The sequence below is a fragment of the Ignatzschineria sp. LJL83 genome (genome assembly GCF_054871845.1).
In genome coordinates this window covers 20,269-35,000 of sequence record NZ_JBTXLY010000010.1, presented here as the reverse complement: position 1 = coordinate 35,000, position 14,732 = coordinate 20,269, and the positions used below count along the sequence as shown (strand labels likewise).

Here is a 14,732-nt window from a genome sequence, read left to right as displayed (position 1 = left end):
AGAAAATTCCTTTTAGTGGATTGAAGATGAAGTAGTTGGCTGAATTTGCGGCATGTAGAGATAATGATTGTTATGATAGCAATCATAGCAAGGATTAAAATTGCGTACTCAATTTTGAGTCATGAAATATACAATACGATATTGAACGCGATATTAAACGGGATAATCATTGAGAGATTGTGTTAAAGCACTCAATCGGATGATATCTATTTACGAAAAAATTTATTACATGATGAGCTGATATGTGGCTGGGGCGAATGTTTGCATGCTTATCAATATCCCGTGCCAGCAAGAACCGTCATTTTGGAGCTTCATCGCAAAGATTATTCGTAGCAAAACTAGAAAAGGAGAAAAGTGAGGATTCATGAAGATCTTATTACAAAGAGTTAAAAATGCGAATGTGGTTGTGGAGGGCAATGTGGTTGGAGAGATTTCACAGGGCATTATGGCACTTGTAGGAATTGAGCCGGAAGATACCCCAAAGATCATCGAAAAGGGTATTGATAAACTTCTTAAATATCGCGTTTTTAGTGATGACGAAGGAAAGATGAATCTCTCTCTGAAGGATATTGCCGGAGAATTGCTACTAGTTTCGCAGTTTACATTAGCCGCAGATACTAAAAAGGGATTACGCCCAAGTTTCACATCGGCAGCAGCGCCGGCATTGGGGGAAACTTTGTTTGATTACGCTGTAGAATATGCAAAAACGCAGATTGCAGTGGTTGAAACAGGGCAGTTTGGTGCGGATATGCAAGTATCGTTGATCAATGATGGGCCTGTCACATTTTTGTTAGAGATATCTTAGGGATATCTTAAATACAAGCATTAACCATTCAAGAAAAGGCCGTTAAAGACTATTAAAGTTTTAAGATAATGCTGAGTATTTAAATGTGGATATAAAAAATAGGAATATGAATAGAGCTGCATATTCAAATGTAAATTTTAATATACTTTAGGTATTAAAATACCGCATAATGAAACGCTTTTTATTACTTCTTTCTTTATAATCCATTAACCGCAGAGCTCATTATGCTTATCTCCATGTTTTTATTTTCGATTGCAATGTCTATTACGCCGGGACCTGTTAATACTGTGATTTTATCTATCGGTATTAATTACGGCCTGAAAAATTCATTGCCATATACGACGGGCGCAACATTTGGATTGCTTGTGTTGCTCCTTCTGATTGGTTTTGGGTTACAGGATATTTTCCTACTCTATCCTTTTTTACTGCAAGTATTAGCGATATTGGGTTCACTTTTCATCTGTTATATCGCTTTTAAAATTATGTCTTCAACGGCGCAAATTTCTATTAAAGATAAGGAAAGTTTAGCGGTTCCATCATTTAAAGATGGATTATTCATGCAATGGCTAAATCCAAAAGCGTGGTTAGCCTGTATTTCTGGGGTGACAATGTTCTCATCCCTTGAGAGCCACAGCACTTTGATCATTTTTATCAGTGTCTATTTTGTGATGTGTTATTTATGTCTATTCTTGTGGGGATTATGTGGCGATAGCTTTTCATCAATTCTTAGAGTGGGTAATAGAATGAAGTATTTCAATCTATTGATGGGATCATTTCTGATTATCTCGGAAATCTCTATATTGATTGATTTCTTTTAAGTGTCAGTTACAAGATGATCCATGACAGATACATGGCTTCGGAATGAAGAGGGTTTACGAATTTTTGATAATGAAACCTTCTGATAATGAAGCCCTGATCATGATTTTGTAGTTTAGTCTAGTTATAAGCTCTGCATGACTTCACTAATCAGCTTGAAGGAATGTAATCGCTTCTCGGCATCATAAATAACGCCAGCAAACATCAGTTCATCCACTTCAATGGTGGAAATAAGTTCTGTAATAAAATCCTTCGTATGAGCTTTATCACCAACGGCCGAGAGTTTTAACATGGAAGTGACGTGGCGCTTCTCAAGCGGATTCCAATATTGATCCATATCGGAAATCGGCGGTGGGGTGAGTTTTCGATCATCTCGAATAAGCTGCGTAAAACTTTGCAACATTGTTGTAAATTCAAACTTAGCTTCTGCTTGCGTATCTGCAAGAACGCCATTTAGGCAGAGCATAGAATAAGGTTTATCGAGATATTGTGAGGGTTTAAATTGTTCCCGATAGATTCTCAAAGCAGATTCCATATGAGTTGGCGCAAAATGTCCGGCAAAAGCATAGGGTAATCCTAAATGTGCGGCAAGTTGAGCACCAAAAAGGCTTGAGCCTAGAATCCACACAGGAACATCTAAATTTATGCCGGGAATGGCATTGATTCTTTGCCCATCTTCAGGATGAAAATAAGAAAGAAGTTCCATCACTTCCTGAGGGAATTGATCGGCACGATTTGGATCTCGGCGAAGTGCACGCGAAGTCATCTGATCTGTTCCCGGCGCTCTGCCAAGTCCGAGATCAATCCGATTTGGGTAAAGGGTTTCCAATGTACCAAAAGCTTCGGCAACCATGAGAGGCGCGTGATTGGGAAGCATAATGCCACCGGAACCTACGCGAATCGTATTAGTATTGCCGGCAATATGCCCAATCAGAACAGCGGTTGCCGAGCTCGCAATATTCACCATATTATGATGCTCCGCAACCCAAAAGCGGTGAAATCCTGAACTTTCTCCAAGTTTTGCAAGATTAACGGCGCGTTCAAAAGCATTTTTGGGAGTTTCATCTTGATTAATATTGGCGAGATCTAAAATTGAAAATTTCATAATGTCTTATCCTTTAAAAATATTCTTTAAACAATCAATTGAAAAATGAAATCTAAAATTGATAGTAAATGAAAGCACTCACGCTTTTGAAGGGAGATTTTCAAAGCATATGGAAAAAGTGTTTTGAAAAGCCTTTTGAAACTACCTCGAAGCGCTGTTTTGAAGATCTATTTGAAAGCTTAATACCAGTTTTCCTGCATCTCTTGAATGAGAAGAGAAAGTTGATGATCATCAAAATAGAGCGGACGGAAATTGAGAACAAAGGCTTTAATATCTTCAAATGTTCCTCGAAGTTCACAGCTCTCTTCATTCGGTTCATAGGTAAATAGACCTTGTAGGTCGGTAAATTCATTCTCAAGATAAAATTCAATAATATCGACCCAACTATAACCACTATTTTCAATCTCTAAATCATCAAAAATATCAAAGCGATCATTTGCCGGAAAATGTAACCCAAAAAGATCTTCTTCATATTGCAGGATTTCAAAAGGGTGAATGCGTTGTAAGTCTAAATCTTCCATGGTTTATCCTAAATTCAAAGAGGGAAAGAGAAGGGGAATAGAATGTTGTGTTCTGAATGATTTTGTAAATTGTATTCTAACATTCGGCAAAGTTTATAGATTAGATTGTTTTTTCTTAAACTGAAAATGGTAGATGTATTATTGCTCTAGCGGAATATAATTTAAAACGTTCTTGCAGTAATATGGATACCTAAGATTAGGAGGTAGATATTTTGATTAAATATCATAAATTGGTGGAAACATTGTTTATGTCTGTGGATACGAAAACAGAAGATTTAGGAGTTGTTGATTTTAAGTTACTCATTTTACTGGATTCAGAAAGTCATTATTCCATGAGTGTTTATCGTAAGGATATATATCGTCTACAAGCACTTGGAAATGAAGTATTGGTTGATGAAACGATTTGGGTAGAAGATGACTTTTTTTATTGCGAACAAAAGTTCAAATCACAAGATGACGTTTTAAGAGCGTTTGAGGAGAGATTAAAAGCGACATTTATAACGTGATTTCTTTGAGTAGATGTTTATCACAATAAAAAAGACCTCAATGAATTTGAGGTCTTGATGTGTTGTATGTTGAAGTCTTTATTGTAAGGCGCATCTCCTTCGCCGGACTTAAAGTGATTTCAATATACGAGTGTTTTAATTTTATAGTTCAGGATTGCGAGAACGGTTGATGAACTCTTTTGGATATTGTGTGAAGCCTTTTGTAATAAACGCAAGGTACACCAGTCCAATCATTCCCCAAACAAGTCCAATCACAAGTGCTGTATATTCAAGGTTAAACCAAAGGTAGATAATAAATGCCATTCCTAACATTGGGAAAAGCAGATAATGAACATTATGACCTAAAGTATAACGCTGACTATCGCGGATGTAGTATTGAACAACGACGCAAAGGTTCACGAAGAAGAATGCGGTTAAAGCACCGAAGTTGACTAAATGTAACGCAAAGTTCAGGTCGAAGAATCCTGCGGTTAAACAGACAATGCCGACAATCACGATGTTGATGGAAGGGGTTTTAAATTTAGGATTAATGTAACCAAAGATTTTTGGTGGTAAAACTCCATCACGACCCATCACATACATCATGCGTGAAACGCCGGTATGCGCTGCAATACCTGAGGCACATACTGCTAATACTGCGAGCCATAAACCTACAGATTGGAAGAATGTTGCGGCAACAAAGCTTGTTAATGAGCGCTCTCCCACATATAACAATACTTCAGGTTGGCTCTCTTCCGGATTCGCAAATACGTACCCTTGGAAGTAGAGTTGCATGAAATATGTCATTGCGATAAAGATAATCCCGCCGATAAAGGTCGTGAGGAAAATCGCTCTTGGCACTGTTTTCGCGGCATTCTTTGTTTCTTCAGAAAGTGAGCTTAAGCCATCAAATCCTAAGAAAGAGAAGCAGAGAATTGCAGAACCTGCAGCAACGGCGCCAATTTGCATATCAGGCGTAAAGAATGGTTTGGTACTTGCAATCGTTGCTTGTCCAACGCCATCGCTTACTAATCCTTTGATCACAAGCGCAAGGAAGATTCCCATTAATAGAAGCTGACAGAATACGATAAGGGTATTCACGTTTGCGACTAATTCAACGCCACGATAGTTTACGTAGGTCATTGCAATGGTTAACGGCACAACATAATACCAAATACTGATGTCATCACTGATCAACGTTTTTAGATAAATAGTCGCTAATAAGATGTTGATCATCGGGTTAAATAGATAATCAAGCATCGTACACCAGCCGATCACAAAGCCTAAATTAGGATTCAGTGATTTTTGGGCATACGTATAAGCAGATCCCGCAGATGGATAATAGCGAACCATTTTTCCATAGCTAAGAGCTGTGAACATCATTGCAATTAATGTGATGATATACGCGGTGGGAACGTGAGCTCCCGTTTGCATACTTACAATCCCAAAGGTATCAAAGACAGTCATTGGTTGCATATATGCTAGACCAATCATAACGAGCTGCCACAATACGAGTGTTTTTTGTAATCTTGCAGGAGATGAGATAGTTGTAGATGAAGACATCGCGTTAGGAGATAACGCTTTGGATTTTAGTAACATAAGTTTATTTCCCCCAGCCTTAGATAGCATGTTAAGAGAGATAAATTAGCCGCGTTAATTCAGAAGAATTATTGCCCCCTTGTATCAGAATATGAGAATTGGGATTCTCATAAAAACTTCATTTTAATATGAAGCTCGGAGGATTTTACACTTTTTGTGTGAGTTGGCTATCGATTTTTAAAATTTAAATTACACAGATATTTACATAATTGGAAATGTATAGCTTCAGAGGTTGTTTTTGAGGTTTTAAGCCATCTTTCGAGTACCTGTTAAATAATAAAAAGTTATAGTACGTTGATGTATGATTAATAATATTTATCAAGAATGCGTCTCATAAACATATTATAAGAAACTATTGCTCAGTGAGTATCGCTTCGTCATTGGAAATGTGATCAAGCAAGATCAGTACTCAATAATAGAAAAAGTCCCTAATAGTAGATATCAGGGACTTTTTGGAATCTGTGAAACAGTATTGAAAACGAAATGATCTTGAAAAATATCGGATGCAATCTAGGAGATTTTAGAAATAACGATTTCCGCGAGCTCTAAACCCGGCAATACTCTGTTCCCACATTTTTTCGGTATTTTGTCCAATATTGCCCATACCATTTAGATCGAATTCTAAGTAGATACGCCATTGTTTGTTTTTATCGTAGATATCATCACGGTAGTATCTTGCGGCAACGCGGGTTGTAACACAGCAATCACGATACTCAACCCCAATTTGGCTATCAATCATTTTTGATTCACTAAAGGCATAATTATAACGTCCCGCAATAGCCCAACGATTATTAAGTTGCCAAAAGAGTGACACATCGATTTGATCTATTTTGGTCTGATCTTCAGAATAACCTAAGTGTTCCAGGCCTCGATTAAAGCGGTAACCAATATTGAAAATTTTACGTTCATCAGGGCGATAGTTGATATCAAAAGTAGCTCGAGTTGTTTTTTTAGTAGTAGAGGACCATTCAATAGAACTTCCTACATGCAACTTAGGAAGGATTTCTATATTAGTCTGCGCGAAAAGTGCAGAACTACGGATTTTATCACTATCTTTATTAAGATCTTCTCCAATGGTAATTCTAGGATTGGAGAAATATTGTGTTTGACCTACTGATAGATTGAATTTTTCAGCGCCATCTTCTTCATTAAAAATGCGCGTTGTAAATGCTGTCGTTAACTGATTAGCATTTGATTGTCTATCCGCACCATAGAAATCATTGAAACTGAAAAGATTGTAATAATTAGGCGTGATTTCTGAGGTATCAAAAATCGGAATATGGCTTTGGTTACGGTAAGGGGCATAGAGATAGAAAAGTCTAGGTTCTATAGTCTGGACATAATCTCCACCGCCAAATAGGGTATCAAAGTGAATATTTTTCTCTAAGAACATTCCCGCATCTAAGCTAAGAATAGGTAAAGTTCTTGAAAAGCTCTCTTTTTGATTTGTTGGCTTAAAACTATTGTCATAAGAGAGGTCATAATGGGTAAATCTAAAGCGTGCAGTAGGCTCAATAAATCCCCATGAATTCTCAAAGCGATAGCTAATGCTTGGCATAATATCAATACGCGTTGCACCGGAGGGTTTCGTTCTGTCCGTAAAACGGTCATCTTTGACATCAAAACGTACAAACTCTGATTCAATCCCGAAATTAAACCCTTTAAGATCCCAACTTCCACTAAAAAGAAGTTGTGGCATTCTGCCATAGGGATTGTGTTTAATAACTTCTCTATCTGTGACGAGATAATCCTGAAAACGAAGTTTTGTCGCCCAGTTTTCAGTACGATAATTGAGTTCAGCGTTTCGCTCAAGCGTCACATCTTCTAATAAGCCTGTCTGATCTTCAATATCTTTGAGGTAATTTTCATCAGAGACATTTTGGAATAAAATTTCTCCTGTCAGATTTTTATTAAAATTGAGGGTTTGCTCCGCTTTAATAATCCAACGCTTTTTATGATCATATTGACGATCTTTTGTAATATAAGTTCCTGAAAGTGCAAATTCTTGCCACGTATTCAGATAGCGAATATTCCCCTTAATAGCAGGGCCTCGTTTGGAAATAAATCCTAATGCTAATATCGCATCGATATTGGGTGCAATATTAAAATAATAGGGTGCAAATAGACTTAATCCACTACTTTTACTCACGGAAATTTCAGGGAAGAGTAAGCCACTATGCCTTTTGCCATCAATAGGGAACGATAAATAGGGGGCATAGAGTACCGGCGTTCCAAAGAAGTCTAATGTAGCATTATAGGCTTCAGCGCGACCTGTTTCGTGATTGATATCTAGGTCTCTTGCTTTTACTCTCCAAATCTCATTATCAATAGCGCACGTTGAATAGGTGGCATTTTTGAGCAGAGTATTTTGTTCATTGCCACGGTGGTCAATTTGGCTCGCACGTCCCTGAATATTGGGTTCGGCTTTGAGATAATATTGCGATTCTGAAAGATGCGTTTCATTTTTAGAGAGAAGATGCACAATTTTACTGCCGACTAATACCGCGCTCGGCGTTGCATAACGTACTTGAGAACCTGAAGATTGGACAATGTTATGAACCCGATCAATGGTGAAGCTGTCGCTACTAATTTTATCATTGCCATAAATAATCTCGGCATTTCCCTCAAGCCTTCCCTCATTATCTAAGAGATAACCACTATCTGCATTGACGATCATTTGCTCTTTAGAGCTATTGCTTTCCGGCATAATAAATTGTGCCAAGGGAGATATTTGACAGGCAATAGGCTCGGCAAATCCTGTCGCAGGAAGAGCGAGTAATAAGGCGAATGCTAGCTTCGAGGGTACGATTTTATTTTGGGGCACAGTGAAAGCTCACTTGTCATGATTTTAAGTAATTAAAATCTTATAGATGAATATTGAATGGGGAGTAGAATCGCATTTTTTACGTAGAATTTCAATCTAAATACTCGCTAACTTTCATGCAAAGATGATACAATTCTAGGGAATAAGCAATTTGTAAAATTGTGAAAAACAATTTAAAAATTTATCAGAATACCCTTTGGAGATTTATAATAATGAGTAATTACTATCAAACGGATACCTACAGTGGTGTTGAAAGACAGGGAATGCATAAAGTTTTGCGTCAAGCATATACATTAGTAGCGCTCTCTCTTATCCCGACTATTATTGGCGCTTATATTTCAATTCAATCACAAATTGTTGCGAATTTGATGATCTCTAGCCCAATTATGTTCTTCATCGGATTTATGGTGATGTTCTACGGTCTTTCATTTGCGATTGAAGCGACTAAAAGATCTCCGATGGGTTTAGTACTCATGTTCGTATTTACATTCTTAATGGGCATGATGCTTGGACCTCTCTTAACGGTTGCATTAAGTACGAGTAACGGTTGGCAATATATTGGAATTGCTGCCGGCGGTACAGCAGGTTTATTCTTAGTATTAGCGGCAATTGGTGGCGATAAAACTAAAGATTTTTCCCCAATTGGGAAATACCTTGGGGCTGTTGGTATTGTAATGATGATTACCATTGCTTTGAACTTCTTCTTCTTGAAAATGCCAATCATGAACTTAATCATCTCTATGTTAATCATTCCATTTTCAGGCGCGATTATCTTATGGAGAATTAACAATGTTGTAAGAGGTGGAGAAGATAACTATATTAGCGTGGCATTAGATATCTATATCTCTCTTTACAATATCTTCTCTAGCTTGTTACGTTTGATTCTTGCAAGCAACGATTAATAGATGAAGAAAACAAGGTTATTTAATAAATTATTGAATAATCTTGATATGACAATCTGATACGATAAGAAGGCGTTACATTGAGTTGAACGCCTTTTTTATGGTTTTTATTTTGGGTTTATATGGGTTATTTATATCTTTCCGATAGAAATTTTTTAATTTTTGCCTAAGATAAGAAGTTCATAAATCAGATGGCTGGAGAAATAAATGGTAAATCGTGGGCAGAAAGAGGAGGTGTTAAAGTGTTTAGAGCAACATTATATCTCTCCACTAACACAGTTTTATGCAGAAACTGAAGTCCTCAAACGAATCCTGCTAGGTCGACCTTTTAGGCCTTACATTGGTGCTCCCGATAGTTGGCGATTAATGCATATTTACCAATCATTACGGCATTTAACTTCGGATGAGGCTCTACACAAACTCTGGTTATTTGATCGTTATTTAAGTAGTGCCGGTTTATCTGTATTTGCATTTGATAAACCGCTTATTCTGAGCGATTCGATTCCTTATTTTGAATGGCAAGAAGAGGGAAGATTGCAAGGATTGCAACAATTCTTTGGTAAACCTCGAGTTTTCTTTTTTTGTAAACCGCAAGATGAATCTATATTACAATATATGGAAGTTTTTATAGAACAAGATGTTGCTGAGAATTGTGTGATTGTGGGAGAACTTCCCGAATCTATTATCAAAGTAATTCGAGAAAAAGGCGGGCATCATATCTCCATGATATCTCGCCCTTTCTTAGAAAATATCGGGAAAGGGCGAAGCTTTACTAGTCTATTTAGCCAATCCGTTGATTTTTTTGTAATGGATGCTTGCGGGCAATATACTAAAGCCTTTTCAAAGCCAGAGTTTTTTCGACAGCTAGAGCAGATTAAAGAGCAATATCTTAAAGATGATAGAGCAGTATAACAATGAGTCGTTCTGCACTTCACATCGATCTTATTTGTCGATAAAACCCCTGCTCAGAAATAATCACGCCTTCAATCTCTAACATAATTAAATCTGCGGTAATATCCGCTGTGTTTTTGAGCGTCAATTCTACTAGTTGATTGATAGATTTTGGCATTTCTAAGAGTTGAAATAGGGCATATTGAGGATGATCTTCCGGCAATGTGATTGGGGGAATCGCTTCTGGTTTGATCTTAGTAGTTGCTATTTTCGGTGTGCTTTGGGTATGGGATGAGTCTGATGATCTTTTGAGACTATTTTTCGAAGAAATTGTGAGAGATGCTTTCTGTGCATCTTCTTGTGCCATAAATAGATCCGATTGAATAATAGGATCACTTGTTTCAAACCAGCCTTTGAGATGGGTGCGAATATCTAGAGTTGATTCAACGAGCGTGGCACCTTCTCGAATAAGCTGATGACAACCTCGTGATTGTGGCTGATGAATCGATCCTGGAATCGTAAATACTTCCCGATTTTCTTCCATACTTAATCTTGCAGTAATGAGTGAACCTGATTTTAACGTCGCTTCTACCACTAAAGTTCCTAACGATAATCCGGCGATAATACGATTTCGTCTCGGGAAGTTTTGAGGTTTAGGGGGCATTTGAAGCGGATATTCGCTGATTAATGTGCCATTATTTTGAAGGATTTCACGGCTTAATGAGAGATGAGATTTTGGATATACTTCATTTAAACCAGAACCTAATACGGCAATGGTTGGTTTTTGCTGTGCCACAGTGGCTTCATGAGCGACTTTATCAACGCCTATTGCTAAACCGCTAGTAATAAGTCCTGCTTTCGCGAGCTCTTCTGCAAATAATCGAGCATTATATAACCCTTCTGATGTTGGTTTTCGTGCGCCGACAATGGCAATTTGTGGTTCTCCTAATATCTCTAGATTGCCTTGAACAAAGAGAAGCATTGGCGGATCAAAGATCTCTTTTAAAAGAGACGGGTAATGTTCATGATGAAAAGTCAGGATATGATGGTTGGGTTTTTCCGCCCACAATAATGCTTGTTCTACTTTGTTGGCATAAGATGCTCTTTTAGCAATTACAGATGAGGGAATGCCGGCGTTTTGCCACTCTAAATCATCGGCAATGACCGCTTTTTCTGCCGAGCCAAAATAATCAATCAGACATTTAAAGCGGACAGCACCAATCAGAGGTGTGTAATAGAGTGTGAGCCAAGCATCTAGCATTATGGCGTTTCCTTGTAAGGGTTCTATGTTATATTACAAAAAGATTTTTATAAAAATTCGATTCGTAAATAGATTGAAAGATTTGAAATACTCGAGAGAAGCGCGAGATATTGCATAATGAATCGAATGTGACTTTAAAATATATGAGATGGAGTTCAGTAATGGCACAATTAGCGGAAAAAATTTTCACAAGAAAGTTTGAGACACAAACGGAATCATTAGCACTTTCAGAAATTCAGGAAACGTATATCGTCCTTTTTTTCTATCCAAAGGATAATACGCCGGGTTGTACCATTGAAGTGCAAGATTTTAATTTGTTATTAAATGAGTTTAAAACGGCAAATTGTGCTTTAGTCGGAGCTTCTAGAGATAGTAAAAGTTCCCACATTAAATTCTCTGATAAATTTGATCTGCAATATCCGCTTCTTTCAGATCCAGATGAAACGCTCTGTAAAGCGTTTGATGTGATTAAAGAGAAAAATATGTTTGGAAAAATTGGTTTTGGCATTGAGCGCAGTACGTTTATCTTGAATCAAAAAGGCGAGATTTTACAAGAATGGCGCAAAGTAAAAGTGCCGGAACATGCGCAAGAAGTGTTGGAAGCTGTAAAAGCACTCTAAATACTCTAAGCATTAGAGTGTATAATGCCGGTAAGGGATAACTGTTACCGCTAATTAATAATTATGCAAAAAAGGATCTACCATGTGATAGATCCTTTTTTTATGCATTAAATGATAATGTTTAGAGCGAACTAAAAATGAATAAAAGGAATCGCTTTTAATACTGCTAAGAACACCACAATCATTAAAATGATGCTCGGGAATTCATTGAAATAGCGATAAAACTTATGCCCGTGAACATTTTTATCATGCCTAAAAGCTAAAACGTAATGATAGCAAAAACCTTGATAAATAATGAGAAGCGTCACAAGTGTGAGTTTAAAGTGTAACCAACCCATTTTCATAAGCGCAGGATTTTTCATAATCAAAATTAAGCCAAAAGTAACGGTTAATACGGCGCCGATATTGGTCATAATCATCAGCTTTCGTTCCATCACTTTGAATGTTTCATTGGTATCTGGGCTTTCATTCATCGCATGATAAACAAAAATTCGTGGCAGATAGAAAAGACCGGCAAACCACGTAACCATAAAAATAATATGTAAAGCTTTAAAAACGAGATATGACATAGTGACCTTTGAATGAGAAGTTAAAATAAGTTTTATCGTTGATCGAAATTCATAAAATGCCGAGAATTTTATGGATATTCCCTAGAAGCTTCTAAAATTTCCTAGAACTTCCATAGAAGTCTCGAGAAAATTTTGAGGAAATATCTTTATGAATGATTATAACAAAGATTATTTTAAGAATGATGATAGAAATCGTAGATTCGCTTGATTGCTTGGAATCATAAAAGTTGAGGTTCCCTTGTGCTATGGAGGGATTTTAGCGATAATAGCTCGAAAAATATTTCTATGACCTTAAAAGGATTTCTTCATGGTTTTTACCATTAAAAGACGACCTACAAGCCAAGTGATGGTTGGCAATATTGGGATCGGCTCGGATTATCCAATTCGTGTGCAGTCAATGACCAATACGAATACGGAAGATGTAGATGCAACAGTTCAGCAGATTATTGAATTAGCAGATAGTGGCTCTGAAATTGTGCGCGTAACGGTGAATACTGAAACGGCCGCAAAAGCTGTGCCATTTATCGTAGAAAAGCTTGATGCGAAAGGCTATACAACGCCGGTTGTTGGGGATTTTCATTTTAATGGCCATAGACTTCTGCAAGCAGAGCCAGAATGTGCAAGAGCATTAGCAAAGCTTCGTATTAATCCCGGAAACGTTGGTCGTGGTGCGCGTAAAGATGAGCAGTTTTCTTCCATTGTGGAAGAAGCACTCAAATACCAAAAACCTGTGCGAATCGGTGTGAATTGGGGAAGCTTAGATCCGGAAGTTTTAAAAAGATTGCTCGATGAAAATCTCAAAAAAGCAGTGCCACTTTCTAATGATGAGCTTATGTGTGAAGCGATGATTGTTTCGGCATTGGAAAGCGTTGCCTTTGCGAAAGATATCGGCATGACGGATAACGATATTATTCTGTCTGTGAAAGTGAGCCAAAGCCAACAATTGATCAAAGTGTATCAAGATATTGCCGGTAAAATTAATTTACCGCTCCATTTAGGCTTAACAGAAGCAGGAATGGGCATGAAAGGCACCGTTGCTTCTACGGCTGCATTGGCAGTTCTATTGCAACAAGGTATTGGCGATACAATCCGTATTTCTCTCACACCAGAACCAAATGCTTCTCGTACGGAAGAAGTATTGGTTGGCAGAGAGATTTTACAGAGCTTACAGATTCGTGCATTTACGCCAAAAGTGGTTGCATGTCCTGGATGTGGCCGCACAAGTAGCGATGATTTCCAATATCTTGCGCAAGATATTCAATCGTATATTGATAACAGCATGCCGACTTGGAAAACCCAATATGAAGGCGTTGAAAAGATGGTGGTTGCTGTCATGGGCTGTATTGTCAATGGTCCTGGAGAATCAAAAATGGCAAATATCGGCATTAGCTTGCCGGGAAATGGGGAAAAACCCGTAGCGCCTGTTTATGTAGATGGCGAGCGCTCAGTAACTTTGAAGGGCGAGAATATCGCTGATGAATTTAAACTAATAATTAACGAATATATTGATGGAAAATACAGAAAACAATAATAGACCGCTTCGCGCGATTCGCTCTTTTGTTAAAAGAGAAGGGCGCTTAACGAAAGGTCAAGAGCGCATTTTAGCGGAAAGCCCATATTTAATTACGCATGATGAAGTAGATCATCAATGGGATTTAAATACGTTATTTGGTCGTGAAAATGCGCCTCGCACTTTAGAGATTGGTTTTGGCGATGGCATGTCATTTTCAAATATGGCAGAAAATGAACCAGAACGTGACTTTTTAGGTTTAGAAGTACATCGTCCCGGCGTTGGAAGATTACTTTTAGATGTGGAAGAGCGTGATCTTCATAATATCCGTGCCATTGATTATGATGCGGTACATATTTTAAAAACCTGTATTCCAGATGGTAGTTTAGAATGTGTTCAAGTCTTTTTCCCAGATCCTTGGCATAAGAAGAAGCACAACAAACGCCGTATTATTCAACCGGAATTTGTCGCATTGATCGCTCAAAAATTGCAAAAAGGCGGTAGACTTTGCCTTGCAACGGATTGGGAACCTTATGCGGAACATATGATGGAAGTGATGCAAGCAGCGCCAGATTATGAAAATAGCGTTGAAGGATTTGTTGAAAATCCAACGCATCGTTTACCCACAAAATTTGAAGCGCGCGGCATTCGTTTAGGTCACGGCGTTTGGGATTTAGTATTTCTTAAAAAGTAGGGATGAATAGCTTGATAGCGTGAGCTTTCATGACAATTCAGATTAGAAAAGCTGTAAAGGTTCGCTTTTACAGCTTTTTCTTGTGCACTATAAAACCGCTCAATATTTTCATATCTATTTTAAGCTGTCA

At 37.7% G+C, this 14,732-nt stretch carries 14 protein-coding genes; 8 read left to right on the top strand and 6 right to left on the bottom strand.

Features of this window, described 5'->3' with window-relative positions:
* Nucleotides 1-364 precede the first annotated feature (364 nt).
* A complete protein-coding gene (dtd, locus tag ACYSN2_RS07610) occupies nucleotides 365-805 on the top strand; it encodes a D-aminoacyl-tRNA deacylase (RefSeq protein WP_461749655.1) in 441 nt (146 codons plus the stop codon).
* 224 nt (nucleotides 806-1,029) lie between these two features.
* Nucleotides 1,030-1,623: a LysE family translocator gene (locus ACYSN2_RS07605; RefSeq protein ID WP_461749654.1), complete on the top strand. Its 594-nt coding sequence runs from the start codon at nucleotides 1,030-1,032 to the stop codon at nucleotides 1,621-1,623.
* Nucleotides 1,624-1,745: 122 nt separating this feature from the next.
* On the opposite strand, the gene ACYSN2_RS07600 is transcribed toward ACYSN2_RS07605, so the two are convergent.
* Together ACYSN2_RS07600 and ACYSN2_RS07595 are read right to left on the bottom strand one after the other, a co-directional pair.
* Complete coding sequence (locus ACYSN2_RS07600; protein WP_461749653.1) at nucleotides 1,746-2,726, bottom strand: LLM class flavin-dependent oxidoreductase; 981 nt, start codon at nucleotides 2,724-2,726, stop codon at nucleotides 1,746-1,748.
* Nucleotides 2,727-2,905: 179 nt separating this feature from the next.
* Nucleotides 2,906-3,247: a hypothetical protein gene (locus ACYSN2_RS07595; RefSeq protein ID WP_461749652.1), complete on the bottom strand. Its 342-nt coding sequence runs from the start codon at nucleotides 3,245-3,247 to the stop codon at nucleotides 2,906-2,908.
* Nucleotides 3,248-3,495: 248 nt separating this feature from the next.
* Between ACYSN2_RS07595 and ACYSN2_RS07590 the strand changes: the two genes are divergently transcribed.
* Nucleotides 3,496-3,753 (top strand): hypothetical protein, encoded by a 258-nt coding sequence (locus tag ACYSN2_RS07590; RefSeq protein ID WP_461749651.1) that lies wholly within the window; start codon nucleotides 3,496-3,498, stop codon nucleotides 3,751-3,753.
* 141 nt (nucleotides 3,754-3,894) lie between these two features.
* Here ACYSN2_RS07590 and ACYSN2_RS07585 read toward each other — a convergent pair whose 3' ends face one another.
* Nucleotides 3,895-5,295, bottom strand: a complete 1,401-nt coding sequence (locus tag ACYSN2_RS07585; RefSeq protein WP_461749722.1) for an APC family permease — start codon at nucleotides 5,293-5,295, stop codon at nucleotides 3,895-3,897.
* Nucleotides 5,296-5,851: 556 nt separating this feature from the next.
* A complete protein-coding gene (locus ACYSN2_RS07580) occupies nucleotides 5,852-8,155 on the bottom strand; it encodes an LPS-assembly protein LptD (RefSeq protein ID WP_461749650.1) in 2,304 nt (767 codons plus the stop codon).
* Nucleotides 8,156-8,367: 212 nt separating this feature from the next.
* Here ACYSN2_RS07580 and ACYSN2_RS07575 point away from each other — a divergent pair, with 212 nt between their 5' ends.
* Both ACYSN2_RS07575 and ACYSN2_RS07570 read left to right on the top strand, forming a co-directional pair.
* Complete coding sequence (locus tag ACYSN2_RS07575) at nucleotides 8,368-9,057, top strand: Bax inhibitor-1 family protein (protein WP_461749649.1); 690 nt, start codon at nucleotides 8,368-8,370, stop codon at nucleotides 9,055-9,057.
* Between the two features lie 207 nt (nucleotides 9,058-9,264).
* Complete coding sequence (locus tag ACYSN2_RS07570; protein WP_461749648.1) at nucleotides 9,265-9,969, top strand: hypothetical protein; 705 nt, start codon at nucleotides 9,265-9,267, stop codon at nucleotides 9,967-9,969.
* A 19-nt stretch (nucleotides 9,970-9,988) separates the two neighbouring features.
* On the opposite strand, the gene dprA is transcribed toward ACYSN2_RS07570, so the two are convergent.
* Nucleotides 9,989-11,209: a DNA-processing protein DprA gene (dprA, locus tag ACYSN2_RS07565; RefSeq protein ID WP_461749647.1), complete on the bottom strand. Its 1,221-nt coding sequence runs from the start codon at nucleotides 11,207-11,209 to the stop codon at nucleotides 9,989-9,991.
* Nucleotides 11,210-11,370: 161 nt separating this feature from the next.
* Here dprA and ACYSN2_RS07560 point away from each other — a divergent pair, with 161 nt between their 5' ends.
* Entirely contained in the window at nucleotides 11,371-11,829 is a 459-nt protein-coding gene (locus tag ACYSN2_RS07560; RefSeq protein ID WP_461749646.1) for a peroxiredoxin, read from the top strand.
* 131 nt (nucleotides 11,830-11,960) lie between these two features.
* Here ACYSN2_RS07560 and hemJ read toward each other — a convergent pair whose 3' ends face one another.
* Nucleotides 11,961-12,398: a protoporphyrinogen oxidase HemJ gene (hemJ, locus tag ACYSN2_RS07555; protein WP_461749645.1), complete on the bottom strand. Its 438-nt coding sequence runs from the start codon at nucleotides 12,396-12,398 to the stop codon at nucleotides 11,961-11,963.
* Nucleotides 12,399-12,705: 307 nt separating this feature from the next.
* Here hemJ and ispG point away from each other — a divergent pair, with 307 nt between their 5' ends.
* On the top strand, nucleotides 12,706-13,929 hold the full coding sequence (gene ispG / locus ACYSN2_RS07550) for a flavodoxin-dependent (E)-4-hydroxy-3-methylbut-2-enyl-diphosphate synthase (RefSeq protein WP_461749644.1): 1,224 nt from the start codon (nucleotides 12,706-12,708) through the stop codon (nucleotides 13,927-13,929).
* Nucleotides 13,907-14,602: a tRNA (guanosine(46)-N7)-methyltransferase TrmB gene (trmB, locus tag ACYSN2_RS07545; RefSeq protein ID WP_461749643.1), complete on the top strand. Its 696-nt coding sequence runs from the start codon at nucleotides 13,907-13,909 to the stop codon at nucleotides 14,600-14,602. The genes ispG and trmB overlap by 23 nt, the downstream gene beginning before the upstream one ends.
* The last annotated feature ends 130 nt before the right edge of the window (nucleotides 14,603-14,732 follow it).

What these genes read in the sequence shown, in the direction of transcription:
- dtd (WP_461749655.1), top strand. Translation starts at nt 365, where the DNA reads ATGAAGATCTTATTACAAAGAGTTAAAAATGCGAATGTGGTTGTGGAG.
- ACYSN2_RS07605 (WP_461749654.1), top strand. Translation starts at nt 1,030, where the DNA reads ATGCTTATCTCCATGTTTTTATTTTCGATTGCAATGTCTATTACGCCG.
- ACYSN2_RS07600 (WP_461749653.1), bottom strand. Translation starts at nt 2,726, where the DNA reads ATGAAATTTTCAATTTTAGATCTCGCCAATATTAATCAAGATGAAACT.
- ACYSN2_RS07595 (WP_461749652.1), bottom strand. Translation starts at nt 3,247, where the DNA reads ATGGAAGATTTAGACTTACAACGCATTCACCCTTTTGAAATCCTGCAA.
- ACYSN2_RS07590 (WP_461749651.1), top strand. Translation starts at nt 3,496, where the DNA reads ATGTCTGTGGATACGAAAACAGAAGATTTAGGAGTTGTTGATTTTAAG.
- ACYSN2_RS07585 (WP_461749722.1), bottom strand. Translation starts at nt 5,295, where the DNA reads ATGTCTTCATCTACAACTATCTCATCTCCTGCAAGATTACAAAAAACA.
- ACYSN2_RS07575 (WP_461749649.1), top strand. Translation starts at nt 8,368, where the DNA reads ATGAGTAATTACTATCAAACGGATACCTACAGTGGTGTTGAAAGACAG.
- ACYSN2_RS07570 (WP_461749648.1), top strand. Translation starts at nt 9,265, where the DNA reads ATGGTAAATCGTGGGCAGAAAGAGGAGGTGTTAAAGTGTTTAGAGCAA.
- dprA (WP_461749647.1), bottom strand. Translation starts at nt 11,209, where the DNA reads ATGCTAGATGCTTGGCTCACACTCTATTACACACCTCTGATTGGTGCT.
- ACYSN2_RS07560 (WP_461749646.1), top strand. Translation starts at nt 11,371, where the DNA reads ATGGCACAATTAGCGGAAAAAATTTTCACAAGAAAGTTTGAGACACAA.
- hemJ (WP_461749645.1), bottom strand. Translation starts at nt 12,398, where the DNA reads ATGTCATATCTCGTTTTTAAAGCTTTACATATTATTTTTATGGTTACG.
- ispG (WP_461749644.1), top strand. Translation starts at nt 12,706, where the DNA reads ATGGTTTTTACCATTAAAAGACGACCTACAAGCCAAGTGATGGTTGGC.
- trmB (WP_461749643.1), top strand. Translation starts at nt 13,907, where the DNA reads ATGGAAAATACAGAAAACAATAATAGACCGCTTCGCGCGATTCGCTCT.